10 protein-coding genes are annotated in these 16,470 nt (G+C 42.9%); 5 read left to right on the top strand and 5 right to left on the bottom strand.

The window, feature by feature from the left end:
- Window positions 1-10 precede the first annotated feature (10 nt).
- Window positions 11-1,012, top strand: a complete 1,002-nt coding sequence (locus K7X70_RS17205; RefSeq protein WP_222538208.1) for a GlxA family transcriptional regulator — start codon at window positions 11-13, stop codon at window positions 1,010-1,012.
- Here K7X70_RS17205 and arr read toward each other — a convergent pair.
- The 3 genes from arr to K7X70_RS17190 form a co-directional block, all read right to left on the bottom strand.
- Window positions 1,009-1,428 carry an NAD(+)--rifampin ADP-ribosyltransferase gene (gene arr, locus K7X70_RS17200; protein ID WP_222538207.1) on the bottom strand — a complete coding sequence of 140 codons (420 nt, stop codon included), beginning with the start codon at window positions 1,426-1,428 and terminating at the stop codon, window positions 1,009-1,011. The genes K7X70_RS17205 and arr overlap by 4 nt on opposite strands.
- Window positions 1,429-1,485: 57 nt before the next feature.
- Complete coding sequence (locus K7X70_RS17195; protein ID WP_222538206.1) at window positions 1,486-1,881, bottom strand: rhodanese-like domain-containing protein; 396 nt, start codon at window positions 1,879-1,881, stop codon at window positions 1,486-1,488.
- A gap of 98 nt (window positions 1,882-1,979) precedes the next feature.
- Window positions 1,980-6,017, bottom strand: coding sequence for a hybrid sensor histidine kinase/response regulator transcription factor (locus tag K7X70_RS17190; RefSeq protein ID WP_222538205.1), 4,038 nt, complete (start codon window positions 6,015-6,017; stop codon window positions 1,980-1,982).
- Window positions 6,018-6,367: 350 nt separating this feature from the next.
- Here K7X70_RS17190 and K7X70_RS17185 point away from each other — a divergent pair, with 350 nt between their 5' ends.
- From K7X70_RS17185 to K7X70_RS17170, 4 genes are read left to right on the top strand one after another with little or no spacing between them, the layout of a single operon-like run.
- A complete protein-coding gene (locus K7X70_RS17185; protein ID WP_222538204.1) occupies window positions 6,368-9,373 on the top strand; it encodes a SusC/RagA family TonB-linked outer membrane protein in 3,006 nt (1,001 codons plus the stop codon).
- Window positions 9,374-9,382: 9 nt separating this feature from the next.
- The gene (locus K7X70_RS17180) at window positions 9,383-10,891 is read left to right on the top strand and encodes a RagB/SusD family nutrient uptake outer membrane protein (RefSeq protein WP_222538203.1); all 1,509 of its coding nucleotides are present in this window, start codon (window positions 9,383-9,385) and stop codon (window positions 10,889-10,891) included.
- A 34-nt stretch (window positions 10,892-10,925) separates the two neighbouring features.
- Window positions 10,926-12,191, top strand: a complete 1,266-nt coding sequence (locus tag K7X70_RS17175) for a family 16 glycosylhydrolase (protein WP_222538202.1) — start codon at window positions 10,926-10,928, stop codon at window positions 12,189-12,191.
- A 24-nt stretch (window positions 12,192-12,215) separates the two neighbouring features.
- On the top strand, window positions 12,216-13,871 hold the full coding sequence (locus K7X70_RS17170) for a beta-N-acetylhexosaminidase (protein ID WP_222538201.1): 1,656 nt from the start codon (window positions 12,216-12,218) through the stop codon (window positions 13,869-13,871).
- A 184-nt stretch (window positions 13,872-14,055) separates the two neighbouring features.
- On the opposite strand, the gene K7X70_RS17165 is transcribed toward K7X70_RS17170, so the two are convergent.
- On the bottom strand, window positions 14,056-15,156 hold the full coding sequence (locus K7X70_RS17165; protein ID WP_222538200.1) for a family 16 glycosylhydrolase: 1,101 nt from the start codon (window positions 15,154-15,156) through the stop codon (window positions 14,056-14,058).
- A 21-nt stretch (window positions 15,157-15,177) separates the two neighbouring features.
- Window positions 15,178-16,464: a glycoside hydrolase family 2 TIM barrel-domain containing protein gene (locus K7X70_RS17160; protein ID WP_222538199.1), complete on the bottom strand. Its 1,287-nt coding sequence runs from the start codon at window positions 16,462-16,464 to the stop codon at window positions 15,178-15,180.
- Window positions 16,465-16,470 lie beyond the last annotated feature (6 nt).

The raw sequence follows: 16,470 nt of genomic DNA, 5'->3' as shown, positions 1-16,470 counted from the left end.
AAAGAAAGCGATGAAACACATCACGATTTTAATTCCTGGCGGAAAAACCAATATCAACAGCATGGCCTGTATCATAGGTGCTTATGAAATACTGACGGCCGCCAATAATTACTGGGTAGGAATTGGGAAGCAGCAGTTATATGAAATTGAAATGGCGGGGCTGTCCCCTCGCGCGGAGATCATGAAAGGATTACTCACTTTAAAAACAGAGAAGAACATTTCTGCTATAAAAAAGACAGACCTGATTCTGATTCCTTCCCTTAATCATAAGGAGGAAGAAAATGATCAGGAAAGTCGGGCAATGCTGGATTGGATCAACACACAATATCTCAAAGGTGCCGAAATAGCCAGCATGTGCAGTGCGGCATTTGTATTGGCATCAGCGGGTTTACTGGATGGAAAAAACTGTGCTACCCATTGGTGTTTCGCGGATGCTTTCCAGAAAAAGTTCCCCAAAGTAAACCTGCAGGTTGAGCAATTAATAACGGACGAACACCGAATTTATACCAATGGTGGTGGCTATTCTTTTCTCAATCTGGTTATCTACCTGGTAGAAAAATATTACGACCGGCAGACTGCTATTTATTGCTCCAAAATCTTCCAGATTGAAATTGACAGACAAAGTCAGTCGGCATTTATCATATTTGCAGGGCAAAAGCATCACAGCGATGAGATGGTAAAAAAAGCACAAGCCTATATTGAAAGCAACCTGGAGGATAAAATTTCAATGGAAGCTTTGTCTTCGAGATTCGCTATAGGGAGAAGAAATTTTGACAGGAGGTTTATAAAAGCGACCGGCAATACCCCAGTCGAGTATACGCAGCGCGTCAAGATTGAATTTGCAAAAAAGGAATTTGAAACTACCCGGAAAACAATTAATGAAGTCATGTATGCGGTTGGTTACTCAGACACCAAGGCATTCCGGGAAGTCTTTAGAAAAATCACAGGAATCTCCCCATTGGAATACCGCGGCAAGTATAATAAAGAGGCAGCGACTTCGGGCTTAACTTAATCCGCTATCGCCTCAATCCCTAGCTCCTTCATTTTTTGAACATGGTCTTTCATTGCTTTTAACTGCTCTGGCGAATGGCCCTGCCAATCCTTGACCTCTCCTATTATGCGAAGTGCTGACACCGAACGATAAGACTTTGTTGGATTTCCAGGAAATTTCTTGTCGGTCAGGTTGGGATCATCTTCAATGGAACCCCTTGGCTCCACGATGTAAATCCTACCCCGACCATCACCCAGCGCCAATTCGGCACCCCAAACCGCAGCATCTAAAGTCGCAGTCAGATAGATATATTTTGCCTTTTTTCTCTTGCCATAATTAGAATTAAAGCCAGTTTCAATCAGCGATCCTATTTGAAGGTCTGCCTTAGTTCCATGGTAATAGGTCTCAGCTTGCTGCTCGGTTTTATGAGTTGTCATCCTTCTTCTCTTTTTAATCTTTAGCTAAATACATGAAATTAATCAAATATAGAAATTTTAGCAAGCGCATTGAATATCCTCACCAGCAGCACCCGCTTTTGTCCCAGCTGTTGCATAGCCATCAAACTTCCACCATTCCAGGCCACCGATCAACTCTTTGGCTTTAAAACCAAGCCTCACCATATTCAAAGCGCCTTTTGTGGAAGCATTGCAGCCGATTCCATCGCAATAGGTGACATACGTAAAATCCCTATCTAGATGTTTTGTACTCTCTCTATTCATCTCTGCATGAGGAATATTGATGGCATTCGGAATGTGTTCTGCTTCAAAGCCAAAAGCCTTCCTGGCATCCAATGCAATTACTTTTTCGCCATTCTTTAAGGCTTCAAACAAATCTGAAGGATCCATTTCAAAGGCCAGTTTGTTTTCATAATGTTTAATTTGTGCATCCATTTTGAGTTGATTTATTATTAAAACTTATCCGCAATACTTCCGGCATTTCATAAGCATTCCCATTAGCAGATCTGAAGCTAATATAAAAACCCTACCGCCTATTTGATCAGATTAAATTCTTTACTAAATGAATTTCGGTATTTCTTAATATAATCCGAAGGATTCATCCCATAAAGCTTCTTGAATTGAAGCCTGAAAAACTTGATGTCATAAATCCCTACCTGAAATGCGGCTTCATTCACATTGGTATTGGTGCTCAGCATTAACAATGCTGCCTTACGCAACCTAATAGACCGTATAAATGCATTTAAAGACAAGCCAGAAATGGATTTTACTTTTTTATAGAGGATGGAATAGCTTAAATTACAAGACCTGGCCAGCCATTGCGCATTGAAATCTTCATTGCTTAAATTCTCCTCTACAATAGCAATACATTTCTCCAGAAAAGCTTTGTAGGTGGCAGATATTTTCTGGTTGTTATTCCGGAGGGTGATGTTGTCCCTAAAATATTGGTGCAAAGTGTCCCTGTTATCCAATACTGCATTGATTTTGGCCAGCAGCAAGTCCTTATCAAAAGGCTTGATGATGTAATCATCCGCCCCACTTTCAATCCCCTTCAATTTACTTTCCGCAGAGCTGAGGCCAGATAAAAGGATCACAGGAATATGGTTCAGCATAGGATCAGTTTTTATCTTTTTACAGAGTTCCACCCCATTGCCTTCTTCCATCAGCACATCACTGATCACCAGATCCGGCAGCTGTTTTTGTGCCAGTTCAAAGCCTGACAGACCGTTTTCGGCTTCATAAACTACAAACTGCCGACTAAAGATCTTCTTCAGGTACTGTCTGAGTTCCATATTATCATCGACGATCAGTAAGGATCTTTTTTCAGTAACTTCCAGTGTATTGATATTGGGAACCTCAGTAATTTCTTCGGCTGGAATCTGCTCTGGGCGCTGCAGCACCTTATTTTCCGGCTGCGCTGCTGCCCTGGTAGCGGGATCAAACCACATTCCTTTTTTCAGTTTAATTTGAAATGAGGTACCGGTACCCGGCTCGCTGGAATAGCTCAATTCTCCCTGATGGCAATCGATAAATTGCTTTGCCAGATATAAACCAATGCCAAAGCCGATCTCCTTATTATTTGAATTGTTCTTTTCCTGATAATACTTTTCAAAGAGTTTATTCTTAACATTTTCATTGATCCCACATCCGGTATCGTTGATAAAAATCCTCACCTCAGCTTCATTTTCTTCCACCTTAAATAAGATACTGCCATTTGGAGGAGTAAATTTAAAAGCATTGGAAAGGAGGTTAAAAAAAATGATTTCTAATTTCTCGTAATCCCCAAAAATCATCAGGTCATGATTCGCACACTCAAACTCATAATGGATGTGCTTGCTCAAAGCAATTTTCTGATAGCTTTCAAAAGTATCTTTACACAGCTGGTAAAGATTCAGTTCACTGAGCTGAACCTTCATCGTTTCCTGATCTGTTGTCCTGAACAGCATCAGCTGATCCACTAAAGTCAATAAACGGCTCGCATTTCTGTAGATGACAGTCAGTTCCTGCTTTAAGGCATCTTCTGTTTTGGCCATGAGTTCCTTCACCGGGTTCACAATTAAAGTAAGCGGGGTTCTCAATTCATGGGTAATGTTGGTAAAAAAGGAAAGCTTCTTCTCATTGAGTTCTTTTTCCTTTTCAGTTTCCATTTGTGCCAGACGCACTTTATAGTTCAAATCCAGCTGCTGCCGTTTATACCGCACATACAAATAAACACCCAGGCCCGTCACCAAGGCATACAAGGAATAAGCCCACCAGGTTCGCTGCCAGGGTGGCAGCACCACAATGCTGACTAACTTTTCATCTCCCCATTCCCCTTCGCTATTACTTGCTTTAATATGAAACGTATACCTTCCTTCTTTTAACCTGCTATAATTTGCAGTCCTTACTTTTCCTGCATTGATCCAATTGTTATCCCATCCTTCCAAAAAATAGGCATAATTAATTTTATCAGGTTTAGAGTATTCCAGACTAATGAACCCAAAGGACAGCGAGGCTTTATGGTAAGGGACCACCAGTTCATCAATTAATCCGGCAGCATTTTTTTTAACAAAATCTGTATTTAAACTATCGCTAACCGGCTTATTATCTATACTTACCTCTGTCAGCAAGATCTGCTGTTTATCCCGGGAGAAGCTGATTTTCTCTGCTGAAAATACATTGAAACCTTTGATCCCTCCAAATATCAGTTCCCCGGATTTTAATTTGGCAGCTGCCAGATAACTGAATTGGTTGCTTTGCAAGCCATCAGAAGCAAAGAAATTATGAAACTTTTTAGTAGTCGGATTGAATTTCGAAAGCCCATAAAAAGTACTCAGCCAAAGTGAGCCCTCCTGATCAGACAGGATATTCAACACTGCATTATTCGGTAGGCCATCGCTTTCCGTAAATCGCCTGTACTTCCTGCTGCTGGTATTTAAAGAGAGTAGTCCACCGCCCTCCGTTCCAAGCCAGAATAGATCGCCTTTATCTTCCAGAATAGCCCTTACCCGATGTCCAATGTGGTAAACCAGGTGTCTTTTTAAGCCCTTATCGATGCGGATTAATTTACTATCCGTACCCGCCCATAAATTACCTTTACGGTCCTCCATAAAGCAAAGTATGTTTCCAATCGCATCATCAAACAACTCAAAGCGTTTCAGCCCTGGATTGAACCGGTATAATCCACCATTATCGAATGTACTTGCCCATAAATTATGCTGTTTGTCTTCATATAAGTTCCATATGTTTTTGAACTCCAGACCATTGACAGGATGGATACAGCTAAAATGCTCAAAAGTCCCTTTTGATGAATTGAAGCGGTTAATACCGCCACCCCATGTAGCCACCCAAATGGTGTTTTGCTGGTCATTTAAAATGGTCGTGATGTTATTACTGCTCAAGCCATTTCTGCCTTCCTTTTTATAGTTTACATATAAATTCCTGGTTCGGTCCCAACGGTTCAGTCCATTCCCATCCGTCCCGATCCAGATGTGACGGGCAGCATCCTCAGCGAAAGAGGAGATAAAATAGTTGTGGTAACTGTTCTTTTCCGAAGGACCAGGATTAAGGGTTTTAAAGCGGTACCGCTGATCATCTATGATGTTGATTCCTCCTCTTAAAGTGGCCACCCAGACCCTGCCCTGACGATCTTTCAGCATTCCCTTGATCGCAGAGCTGGTAAAGATCTCCTCTCCATTGCCCTTTAAAGGTTGGCTGATCTTTTGGTACTTGATATTCATCATGAAAATGCCCCCACCATCAGTGGTGATGTAAAGGTGTTCAGGATTGTCCAAATACAAACTCGTCACTGCCCGGGGCAAGGTTTTATAAGAGAATTTTCCAGCCGATACGATATAATTATAGATCCCTGAGCTTGTGCCCAGCCATAAGTTTCCTGAGCGATCTGCTTTAATGCAGGAGGCATATTTCAGCGTTTTGTCCAAAACAGCAACCGCCTGTGTTTTCCTATCGTATCTGCATAAACCGACGCCTTCAATAAACAACCAAACCTGGTTATTTCTATCCCTTTCTATAGCCGTTACCTGGTAGGAAACGCGTTTTGACACTCCGGCGGATAAAAGCGGAATCTGAATGGTCTTTCCGGTTTCTTTTGTATACAGCAGCAGCCCATCTTTGGCGGTGCCGATCAGCATATCATTATTGCCTTCTTTTTTTAATACCGTAGTATTGTCGACCCGCTGTGTTCCAGATTTTGAAACTGGGTTAAAGTACAGCGTAGTAAAGCTATCCTTTGCCTCATTATAAATGGAGACCCCGCCCATCGTACCAACCCAAAGGTTTCCAACTTCATCTTCAGCCAGGCATTGCACCCTGTTGTTGAGGAGCGAATTCCCATCCTTCAGCTTTTTCCTGAAAATCTTGAAACTGTAGCCATCATAACGGTTTAAACCATCAAAAGTGCCAAACCACATAAATCCATTCCTGCTCTGAAAAATACAATTCACTTCATTATTAGAAAGCCCATTTTCAATGCCTAAATAGAATACCGAAGAAAAATCAAATGCAGATGAAGGTAAGGTGATCCATAACAATGAAACAGTGATGGCAATACTTTTAAGTTGATTAAACATGTGGAGGTAGAGGAATATGATTTCTAGGGCTGAATGTAAGTATTATTTGTGTTTTATATAGTGAACCTACCGAGTTTACCCCCCTTTTTTAATTACTTCACCCCCTTTTCAGGCTGCTATTCCTATATACCTTAGCAAAGCGGTTGAGCACATTTTATCGCTAATTACCTCACTTAAACCAAATATCATGAAAACACCAGCCTGATCACGCGCTGTTTTATTCTGAGCCCATCCAGGCTCGGCATAAAGACAGGCCTCAAAAACCGAAGGCAATCTAAAAAACCAGACACCATCCTTATAAACCCAACAAAAACCCGAATTCTTTATTCAAAAAAACAACCAAATCAATTATGATCAAACGACTACACCCTTGTTATTTTTTTAAACATCCGGTAACGCTCCGACTAACCTTGCTCCTGCTCCTTATTTGCACTGGCTTTACCGCCGCCTATGCCCAGCAGGTCATCACCGGAATAGTCACCAATGAAGGCGCCCCTTTACCTGGAGCTGTGGTGCGGGTAAAAGGAGCTTCCATATCTACACAAACAAACCCTGAAGGTAAATTTTCGATCAATGCGCCTGCGGATGCGACGTTAATTTTCAATTATGTGGGGATGAAAGAAAAGCAAGTGCCTGTAAACAACCAAAAAGTCATTACAGTAGCTTTAGAATCCGATGTAAAAACGCTGGATGCCGTTGCCGTTATCGGTTATGGTACACAAAAACGTAAAGACCTGACCGGATCTATTGCCACCCTAAAAGCTGACGCTTATAAAGATCAGCCTGTGCTCAATGCAGCCAGTGCATTACAAGGAAGAGTAGCAGGTGTATCCGTTACGCAAAGCTCTGGAGCACCTGGTGGACAAGCAAAAATCAGGATCAGAGGCGCCAATTCTATCGGCGGCAGCAATGAACCTTTATATATTGTAGACGGTGTCGCGCTGGGCAGTATCGGTATCCAGGACCTCAATGTAAACGACATTGAAGCGATGGACGTGTTAAAAGATGCCTCAGCTACGGCAATATATGGGTCAAGAGGCGCAAATGGCGTTGTCATTGTGACTACTAAAAAGGGGAAATCGGGTGCCGTAAAAGTGGCCTACAACAGTTTCGTCAACTTCAGCAGTCCGATGAAAAGATACAAACTCATGGATGCGGTGACTTATGCCAATATGGCCAACCTTGCGGCAGGTTCTCCGGTAATTCCCAACCCAGAATCCTACGCTGGTAAAACAACAGATTGGCAAGACCTGCTTTTTAAAGATGCCATCACCCAAAATCATCAGCTTTCTGTAAATGGAGGATCTGAAAACGTAAAATATTATGTTTCCGGTTTTTATACTGATCAGGATGGATTACTGGTGAATACCAACCAAAAGAAATTTGGATTACGTACCAATCTGGAGGCGAAGTTAAACAGTAAAATCTCCCTGGGAGTCAACCTTTTTGCACAGCGCATCAATTCAAAAAACAACGGACTGCAAACTTCGAAAGCGAATCCGGTGATGGCTTCCATCGCCTGGGCACCTACAGAGCCAGTTTATGATGACGAGGCGACCAAACAATACAACCGAAACGGATTGTCCCCTATCTGGCCAAACCCATATATGACCAGCATGGAAAGCGACAATAATGTGTTTGCTAATGTGGCCACTATGAACGCCAACCTAAAGTATAACATTACCGACTGGTTGACCTTTACTTCTACTTTTGGATTAGACCTGAACCTGTCAAAAGCAGCTTCTCTTACCAACAACTGGATTTCCCAGGGAAACATGAAATCCGCACAGAGTTTCTCCGAAAATTACAACTTCCAGAACAACAATGTCCTGACCTTCCATAAAGTCATTAATGAAAAACATGACCTTACCATCACCGCTGTGGAAGAGAGTACGCAAAACACATCCAGTAGCTTTAGTGCAAACGGATCTGGTTTAAGCACTACTTCCAACGGATATTATAACCTGGGTTTGAACACCGCTCAAAGTATTTCATCCGGTTATTCTCAATGGTCCATCCTATCGTTTATGGGTAGAGCTGCCTACAGTTATGATGGAAAATACATGGCCACAGTAACCATTAGAAGAGATGGATCTTCCAAGTTTCAGGGAGACAATAAATGGAGTAACTTCCCTTCAGCAAGTTTAGGCTGGAACCTATCTGAAGAATCCTTCATCAAAAAACTCAATGTTTTTTCTGCTCTTAAACTTAGAGCAGGCTGGGGAGTAACTGGAAATCAATCTATTGCCCCTTACAGTACTTTGGGTTTATTGAGTCCGGTAAATTATTCTTACGGCAGTACGACCTCTTTTCAGGGTTATACGCTGGGTAATCCAAATACACCAGATATCAAATGGGAAACGACAAAACAGACTGATATCGGTGTTGATATGAGCTTTTTCAACAGGAGATTGAACATCACAGCGGATTACTACAATAAAAACACCACAGATCTGCTGCTGTTTACCCCGATCGACAATTATCTTGGAGGTGGCACGCTGTTAAAAAACATTGGTGCAGTGAACAACAAAGGTTTTGAATTTATGGTAGATTTCAATGCCATTGACCATACCGACTTCAAATGGAACACCAGCTTTAATGCTGCCCTGAATAAGAATAAGGTGGTCAGCCTTGGTGATCAAACCATGATCAGACGCGCCCAAATCGGTGGTGGTTTAATTAATTCCCCTATCCAGGTGATCCAGGTCGGACAGCCATTGGGTTCATTTTACCTGATTCCATGGGAAGGTGTGTACCAAAATAATGAGAATGGACATAAAGCAGGTGATTATAAATACACTGATGTGAGTGGAAATGGGACGATTGGCTTTGAAGATATGGTGATCTCAGGAAATGCCATGCCAAAAGTACAATGGGGCTTCAACAATAATTTTGGATATAAGAATCTTGAATTGAATGTATTTATCCAAGGTGCTTATGGCCATAAAATGTTCAATGCTACCTATGCAGCGTCAGCAATTGCCACCAGCGATGTCGCCTATCCAACACTTGCCGCAGCAGCCGATTACTGGACACCTCAAAATACAGGTTCCGTTTGGGCAAATCCGACGAGTACTGCAAAAGAATACATCGAATCTACGCAGTTCCTTCAAAACGCAGCTTACGCCCGATTGAAGAACGTCAGCTTATCCTATAATTTCCCTAAAAGCATGATGAAATTTGGCAATGCAAAACTTACACTAAGTGGTCAGAACTTATTTACCATCACTAAATACAAAGGATTTGACCCTGAGGCCAGTTCAACTGCCGCGAATAGCGATTCAGATGCTGGTATTGATTTAGGGGCCTACCCTTCTCCAAAAACCTTCACCATTATGCTTAATCTAACCTTTTAAACCATTCCAATGAAAAAATACATAGTTACCCTCCTGCTACCAGCAATGCTTGTCTCCTCCTGCAAGAAAGATTTCTTAAAGGAAGATCCGAAAGGGAGCATCACTCCTCAAACTTTTTACAAGACTGCTGAAGACCTGAATTCTGCCACTCTGGGTATTTCCTTAACGTATAACCTGGCCTGGAATCAAACCGGCGGACTGGCCACTACCTTTGGCAGTGATGACATCACTACCCATGCCGGTGGGAATAAAATGGGTTTCTCTAATTTTGATACCTTTCAGGCCAACTCTTCCAACGACAGGATGTCCATCTGGTGGAGCTATTTTTATAAAACCATCAAATCTTCCAATTCTCTGATTGAGAATTACCCAAAAGCAACAGAAGCTACTGAAGTACAGCGGAACAACTCAGCTGGTGTAGGTTATTTTTATCGCGCCATGTCGTATTTTTTCCTGACCCGTACCTGGGGTGCAGTACCGATGCCGCTGCAGGCAAATCTGGAGCCGCAAAACAATGCTTCTCCACAGGAAATCTATAATGTAGTGATTGCAGATCTGCAGAAAGCAGAAACGATGCTGCCAGATGCCTGGTCGGGTCCAAGACGACAAGGCAGCACGGATATTCTGCCTACAAGAGGTTCCGCGAAAGCATTGCTGGCCAATGTATACCTGACTATGGCTGGCTGGCCATTGAAACAAACCGATAAATATGACCTCGCCGCTAAAAAAGCCAAAGAAGTGATAGATGGTAAAGCAACCTGGGGTTATGGACTTGTTAATGCGTATTCAGACCTTTGGGATAAAGATTCCAGGTTCAATAAAGAAGCGGTATTTGCCTGTTACTACAATAAAAACATGCCGAGCATCTGGGATTACGGGGACAACTGGGGTAATGGCAGTCAGATGGGACCTCCGAACTTTGCCCCTGGTGAAGAAGGTGGATGGGACGAGGCTTTCGGAGAGATCGCATTCTACAATAAATTCCCTGCAGGCCCAAGAAAAGAGGCCACTTACCAAATGGTTTACTTCTTAGGTAATGATCCAGCTAAAGCAGTAGATTATACTAAACTGACGCACAAGCATCCTTATTTCTTAAAATACAGAGATGATGAGTCTTATGATCCGGCTACCCATAAACTGAAGGATTGGTGGGGAAGTGCAACGGTGTACATGATTCGCTATGCGGAAGTACTGTTAACTTATGCAGAAGCAAAAGCAATGTCGTCTGGAGGACCAGATGAGACCGCTTACCAGGCTGTCAATGAAGTCAGAAACAGAGCAGGTTTAGGAGAATTAGCTAAAGGATTAAACCAAGCAGATTTTAGAAATGCAGTAGTCGCAGAAAAAGGCTGGGAATTTGCCGGTCCGGAGCCTGCTGCCAGATGGTTTGACCTGATCAGAACGGAGACTGTAGCCAAAGCTGCCGCAGATCGTGATCCTTCAGAGCTGCCATTAAAAGGTAAACCAAACGATTTGACACATGAATTTTACTGGTCGCCATTGCCTATCATTAAATAAACCATAAATCAATATAAACCTTAAACCTAGAATTATGAAAATGATGAACCTCCTGATGGGCAGCTCCATCCTACTGTTTTCCTGTTCAAAAGCGCTGCAGCAAAGTCCGGATCTACCCGCTAGTAAAAACCAGGCAAGCACTGTTGCTGTACAAAATACAGCCGCACTTGCTACCCTAAGCTCTTCCTGGGACCTTGTTTTTTCTGATGAATTCAACAGTACTGGCAGTTTCGATGCCAGCAAATGGACTTATAGTCCGAGGTGGTCTCCAGCATGGGCAAAATACCTGACCTCAACGTCAGATTATGTGGCTCAGAATGGAACCGATCTGGTATTGAGAATGGACAATGCGGTGATCCCCGGCGATCCGGTTCCCTACCATTCAGGAGGTATTCAGACTTCCACAAAGTTCAGCTTCTTATATGGAAAAGTGGAAGTCAGGGCAAAGTTTAAACAAGGACAAGGTTCATGGCCGGCGATCTGGATGATGCCGGAAACACCGGTTTCTTATGGCGACTGGCCAAACAGTGGTGAAATAGACATCATGGAACATGTAAACTATGAGAATTCGGTTCACCAAACGATTCACAATGGATCAGTTACCGGACCATCAGGCGGCAGTTCCGCAACCAAAACGACGGCTTACAACACTGCAGATTATAACATTTATGGCATCATCTGGAGCCCTTCATCCATTCAGTTTTATGTGAACAATGTCCTGCAGTATACCTATAACAGAGCTGCCGGTGCGACCTCTTCACAATGGCCGTTCGACAAGCCGTTTTACCTGATTTTAAATCAATCTGGTGGTGCAGGATGGCCTGGAGCCATTACCAATGCGGATCTTCCTTTTAACATGAATGTAGATTATATCCGGGTGTATAAGGAAGTCCCTGTGCTTGGTAATCCTGGTTTTGAGGATGCTGCGCTGGCACCATGGGGCAACTGGAATCCAGCAGGCAATACCGCTGTAGTGACGACCAATTTCAGATCTGGTGCTAAAGCGATCAGACAGCAAGGTGGCGAAACTTCATTGGAACAAGTGATTACCGGTCTGAGCCCTAATACGACTTACGTTTTTGGAGGTTATGGAAAGGTAAGTACTGCAGGACAATCTGCGATGTTCGGTGTTAAAAACTATGGTGGTGCTGCCGTAAACACGGCAATTACCGCTACGAGCTATACCAATTCTTCCGTGACTTTCACTACAGGTGCCACCAATTCGTCAGTCACCGTTTACATGTACAAGCCAGTTGCCGGAACCGCTTATGGCGATGACTTTTACTTTAATAAATTATAATTCAATAGCGTTAAACACACACAAATGAACAAATTCCTGCTTTGCCTTTTTACATTGCTGCTGTTAAAAGCAGAACTACATGCCCAATTTAATATCATACCTCAACCCCTGGAAGTCAATAGTACTTCCAAGGGTGCTTTTAATTTGTCTGACAAAACTCCTGTGGTCTTTAAGCAGCAAGGTTTAGAAAAATCAGCCTCCTTTTTAAATGCTTATTTAAGCCAGTTTTATGGGTTTAGTTTGAAACAAAGTAAGACAAATGCCACACCAGGCATCTACCTTGCGCTGAACCATAAAACCGGAAAAACAGGTGAAACCAGCAAAGTCGCTGAAAGCAGTAAACCTGCTGAAACTAATCAAACTACTGGAAACTACTCTCTTGAAGTAAAAAAGGAAGGTGTTTTCATTAGCGCGGCTACCGAAGAAGGTATTTTTTACGGCGTTCAGACCTTGATTCAGTTGCTTGATCCGAACGGAAAAGGCAAAACTTTAGTGGTTCCTTTTGTGAAAATCAAAGATGAACCAAGATTCCAATACCGAGGGATGCACCTGGATGTAGCCCGTCATTTTTCTTCAGTGTCTTTTGTAAAAAAATACATTGATTACCTGGCGCTGCACAAGATGAACTATTTCCACTGGCATTTAACAGACGATCAGGGCTGGAGAATTGAAATTAAAAAGTATCCAAAGTTGACGGAAATAGGCTCGAAACGTAAAGGAACCATCACGGGTTTCCTGCCAGGCAATGGAAATACCAATATCCCTCACGGAGGATTTTACACCCAGGAGGAAATCAAAGCTGTAGTTAAATATGCTGCTGACCGATACATTACGGTGATTCCTGAAATTGAAATGCCAGGTCATGCTTCGGCAGCATTAACCGCCTACAGTTATTTAGGTTGTACCGGCGGACCATACAAAGTTCAGGAAACCTTTGGTGTTTTTGACGAAGTTTTCTGTGCAGGAAATGAGCAGACTTTTACCTTCTTTCAGGATGTCATGGACGAAGTAGCGGCACTTTTCCCAGCCAAATACATTCACATCGGTGGTGATGAATGTCCGAAAACCAGCTGGAAGAAATGCCCGAAATGTCAGCAGCGCATGAAAGACCATCAGCTGAAAGACGAGCATGAATTACAAAGCTATTTTGTACAGCGCATGGAGAAATACATCAATAAAAAAGGGAAAAGCATTATCGGTTGGGACGAGATTTTAGAAGGTGGCCTTGCTCCTAATGCAACAGTAATGAGCTGGCGCGGTGAAGAAGGAGGAATTGAAGCAGCCAAACAAAACCATTATGCGATCATGACCCCTGGAAATTATATGTATTTTGATTACGCCCAAACGGCCAAAAGAGACTCCTTAACGATGCCAGGTTTGACTACTTTAGAAAAAGTGTACAGCTATGAGCCTATTCCTGCTGCTCTGCCTGCTGAATCCAGAAAATATATTCTTGGTGCACAAGCCAATGTGTGGACGGAGTATATGAACAACCCTTCCAAAATAGAGTATATGATCTTCCCAAGGATGTCTGCTTTAAGTGAAGTAGTTTGGAGCAGCAAGGAAAGCAGAGATTGGACCTCATTTCAGAATCGCCTGAAACAGCAGTTTAACCGTTATCAACTGTGGAACGCAAATTATTACAAAGACGCACTCGAAAACTCCAGTAAAGCAAAATAATCATTCCTGTTTTTAATGTAAAACGGGTGTTATTTTGCCAATGCCCCTAGAAAGTTAACTGCTTTCCGGGGGCATTTTTTTTCTGCTCTCTCCTCAGCTTGATGTCGCATTTTGCGACTTCAAGTTTACAAACTACGATTCAAAGAACTGGCGAATAGCTACATTGTATCATTCAGTCAAATAATTATTGTTTTTGAAAGACCCTCACATAATCTACCATCATCTTTTGAGGGAATGAAGTAGCAGAATCAGGGCTTCCCGGCCATCTTCCACCCACTGCTACGTTCAGCAGGATAAAAAACGGCTCATGAAATTCATTGAATGTTGCAGCGGTAATGTCCTGCGTATAAAAGGCCACATCATCCACCAACCAGGTTAGTTTTGTTTCATCCCACAACAATGAAAACACATGGAACTTTTCAGAGAAATCACCTTTCGGCAAAGCGTAAGATTTGGTTATATGTGCATAAGTCCCATCATTGTCGTAATGAATCGTACCATATACCGTATTGTCTTTTCCTGGCCCTCCGCCCACTAATTCCATAATGTCAATTTCGCCGGAATACGGCCATTTTTTCTCGTCAATATTGGCACCTAGCATCCAGATTGCAGGCCAGATCCCCTGCCCTTTTGGAAGCTTCGCGCGGATGTCTAACCTTCCGTATTTAAAGCTCTTGTTGTACTGAGTTTTCAACCTTGAAGAGGTATACTGAAAACCGCCAAAAGCTTCTTTTTTTGCAGTAATCGTCAGGTAACCATCGGCAATGCTGGTATTTTCCTTTCGGTAATATTGGAGTTCTGCATTACCCCAGCCATCGGTGCCATTGCCAATCTCTTGTGTCCAGTCTGCGGTATTCAATGCAGTACCGGTAAACTCATCCTTCCAGGACAGCTTCATTCCCGGATAACTTTCTGGTGTCACATAACCTGCATCGCCATTGGCAACCACTACATCAATGTTTTTCGTGACTACAGCAGAGCTGTTATTTGGGCCATAAGCGGTCACCTTTACCACATAAGCACCACTGGCTGTGTAGGTAAAACTGGCTTTTCCATCGGTCGTACGAACGGCTTCTTCGTTATCACTAATGCCGAAGCTAAAATAATAACGGTCTGCCTGCTCCGCAGTAGCCGTCACTTTAACCAATCCTGAACCATCATTCTGCAATTCCACCGACAACTGTAAGTTCGACAAAACAACAGGTTTATCTGGCTTTTTACAATAGACCATTAAAGGAATCAGGAAGACCAGCAGCCAGCTGTATTTATTGAATAAAGGTTTCATACGCTTGAATTTAATAGTTTATTAGTTGACATAAAAAGGAATATTTGCTGTACCAACATTATTGTGGCCATCGGTCACATAAACAAAAAGACGGTAAGCGCCCTTCCCGGCAGGTGCAGTCACCTGAACCTTTCCATTTCCCATTGGTTTAAGGTCAGCGGAAACTGCGGAAGGCCTTTCTTCATAATCTCCACCTTCTCCTACTTTTGTCGCCTCTGGCAGCATTTCATAGCGGTACGTCAATTGATCTTTATCTGGATCTATGGCATCCACTACCGCTTCATAACTTCCACCAGCCTTTAAATGCACGCTGTTCAGTGCCATTTGGCCATCCAGTTGAAAAGCATAAATATGAGGCGCTTTGTTTGTCGGATAATGCCCCGACCACAGGAATTGCATCACATCTACCACCTCAGATTCTTCCCCTTTTTCTGTGAAAACTCCGTACCAGGTAGGTGTTCTTTCCTGCTTCTGTCCCCATAAAAATACGTAAGAACCCAGGCATTTTTCTTTGTCATTTGCGATCCCATACAAGTACTTTCTTTTATAAACCGCGGCTTTCTCGCTGCTCGATTCTTCTATCGGTGCTTTCCAGGAAGTCTCTAAACCTTCCCAATGACCAGTCGGCCCCCATTCTGTCACCATATACGGACCTTCCCAACCCAGCTTAGCAATTTGCTGAGGGAGTTCTGTCAGGCCAGCATAAGTGTTGATGGATAAAATGTCAACCGCTTTGGCATTCTCCTTAATATAGTCCACTTCTTTTTTATTGATGCCTGCCAATACCGTACTGGCCGGGTGATTCGGATCTTCTTTATGGATCATTTTAGCGATCTCATTCACGGCATCCCAAACCTTCAGGTTTTTGTAAGAAAGGTTCAGCTCATTGCCAATCCCCCAGGCCAATAATGCCGGATGATCTTTGAACTTCAGCACTTCCGCACGAACCTTTTCAAACTGTTTTTTTACTGCTGCCGGATCATCGTAATTAAAACCGTGACGCTCTGCGGTAACCGGCAAACCCATCAATACCGTAAGTCCATATTTCTGTGCAGAATCTAAAATCTGCTTCCCGTTTTTGGTATCCCAGGTTCGCACAGAGTTCCCTCCATAAGCGACAATGCGGCTCATATAGCCCGTTCCCCCTGCTCCTTTTATATAATACGGTTTCCCATCACGCATCAGCTGATATCCAGCTCCTTCCTTTTTCACTGCCACTTTAATCGCAGCCCCGGATTTTACATCCTGAGCTGCGGCGATAAAGGGGAAAGCGAAGCATAATACAACAGCTAATCTTTTTCTAAACATGATATC

The organism is Pedobacter polysacchareus (assembly GCF_019802255.1).
GTDB lineage: Bacteria > Bacteroidota > Bacteroidia > Sphingobacteriales > Sphingobacteriaceae > Pedobacter > Pedobacter polysacchareus.
The sequence above is the reverse complement of the archived record's forward strand: the minus strand, read 5'-3'. Positions and strand labels throughout refer to the sequence as shown.

What these genes read in the sequence shown, in the direction of transcription:
- K7X70_RS17205 (WP_222538208.1), top strand. Translation starts at nt 11, where the DNA reads ATGAAACACATCACGATTTTAATTCCTGGCGGAAAAACCAATATCAAC.
- arr (WP_222538207.1), bottom strand. Translation starts at nt 1,428, where the DNA reads ATGACAACTCATAAAACCGAGCAGCAAGCTGAGACCTATTACCATGGA.
- K7X70_RS17195 (WP_222538206.1), bottom strand. Translation starts at nt 1,881, where the DNA reads ATGGATGCACAAATTAAACATTATGAAAACAAACTGGCCTTTGAAATG.
- K7X70_RS17190 (WP_222538205.1), bottom strand. Translation starts at nt 6,017, where the DNA reads ATGTTTAATCAACTTAAAAGTATTGCCATCACTGTTTCATTGTTATGG.
- K7X70_RS17185 (WP_222538204.1), top strand. Translation starts at nt 6,368, where the DNA reads ATGATCAAACGACTACACCCTTGTTATTTTTTTAAACATCCGGTAACG.
- K7X70_RS17180 (WP_222538203.1), top strand. Translation starts at nt 9,383, where the DNA reads ATGAAAAAATACATAGTTACCCTCCTGCTACCAGCAATGCTTGTCTCC.
- K7X70_RS17175 (WP_222538202.1), top strand. Translation starts at nt 10,926, where the DNA reads ATGAAAATGATGAACCTCCTGATGGGCAGCTCCATCCTACTGTTTTCC.
- K7X70_RS17170 (WP_222538201.1), top strand. Translation starts at nt 12,216, where the DNA reads ATGAACAAATTCCTGCTTTGCCTTTTTACATTGCTGCTGTTAAAAGCA.
- K7X70_RS17165 (WP_222538200.1), bottom strand. Translation starts at nt 15,156, where the DNA reads ATGAAACCTTTATTCAATAAATACAGCTGGCTGCTGGTCTTCCTGATT.
- K7X70_RS17160 (WP_222538199.1), bottom strand. Translation starts at nt 16,464, where the DNA reads ATGTTTAGAAAAAGATTAGCTGTTGTATTATGCTTCGCTTTCCCCTTT.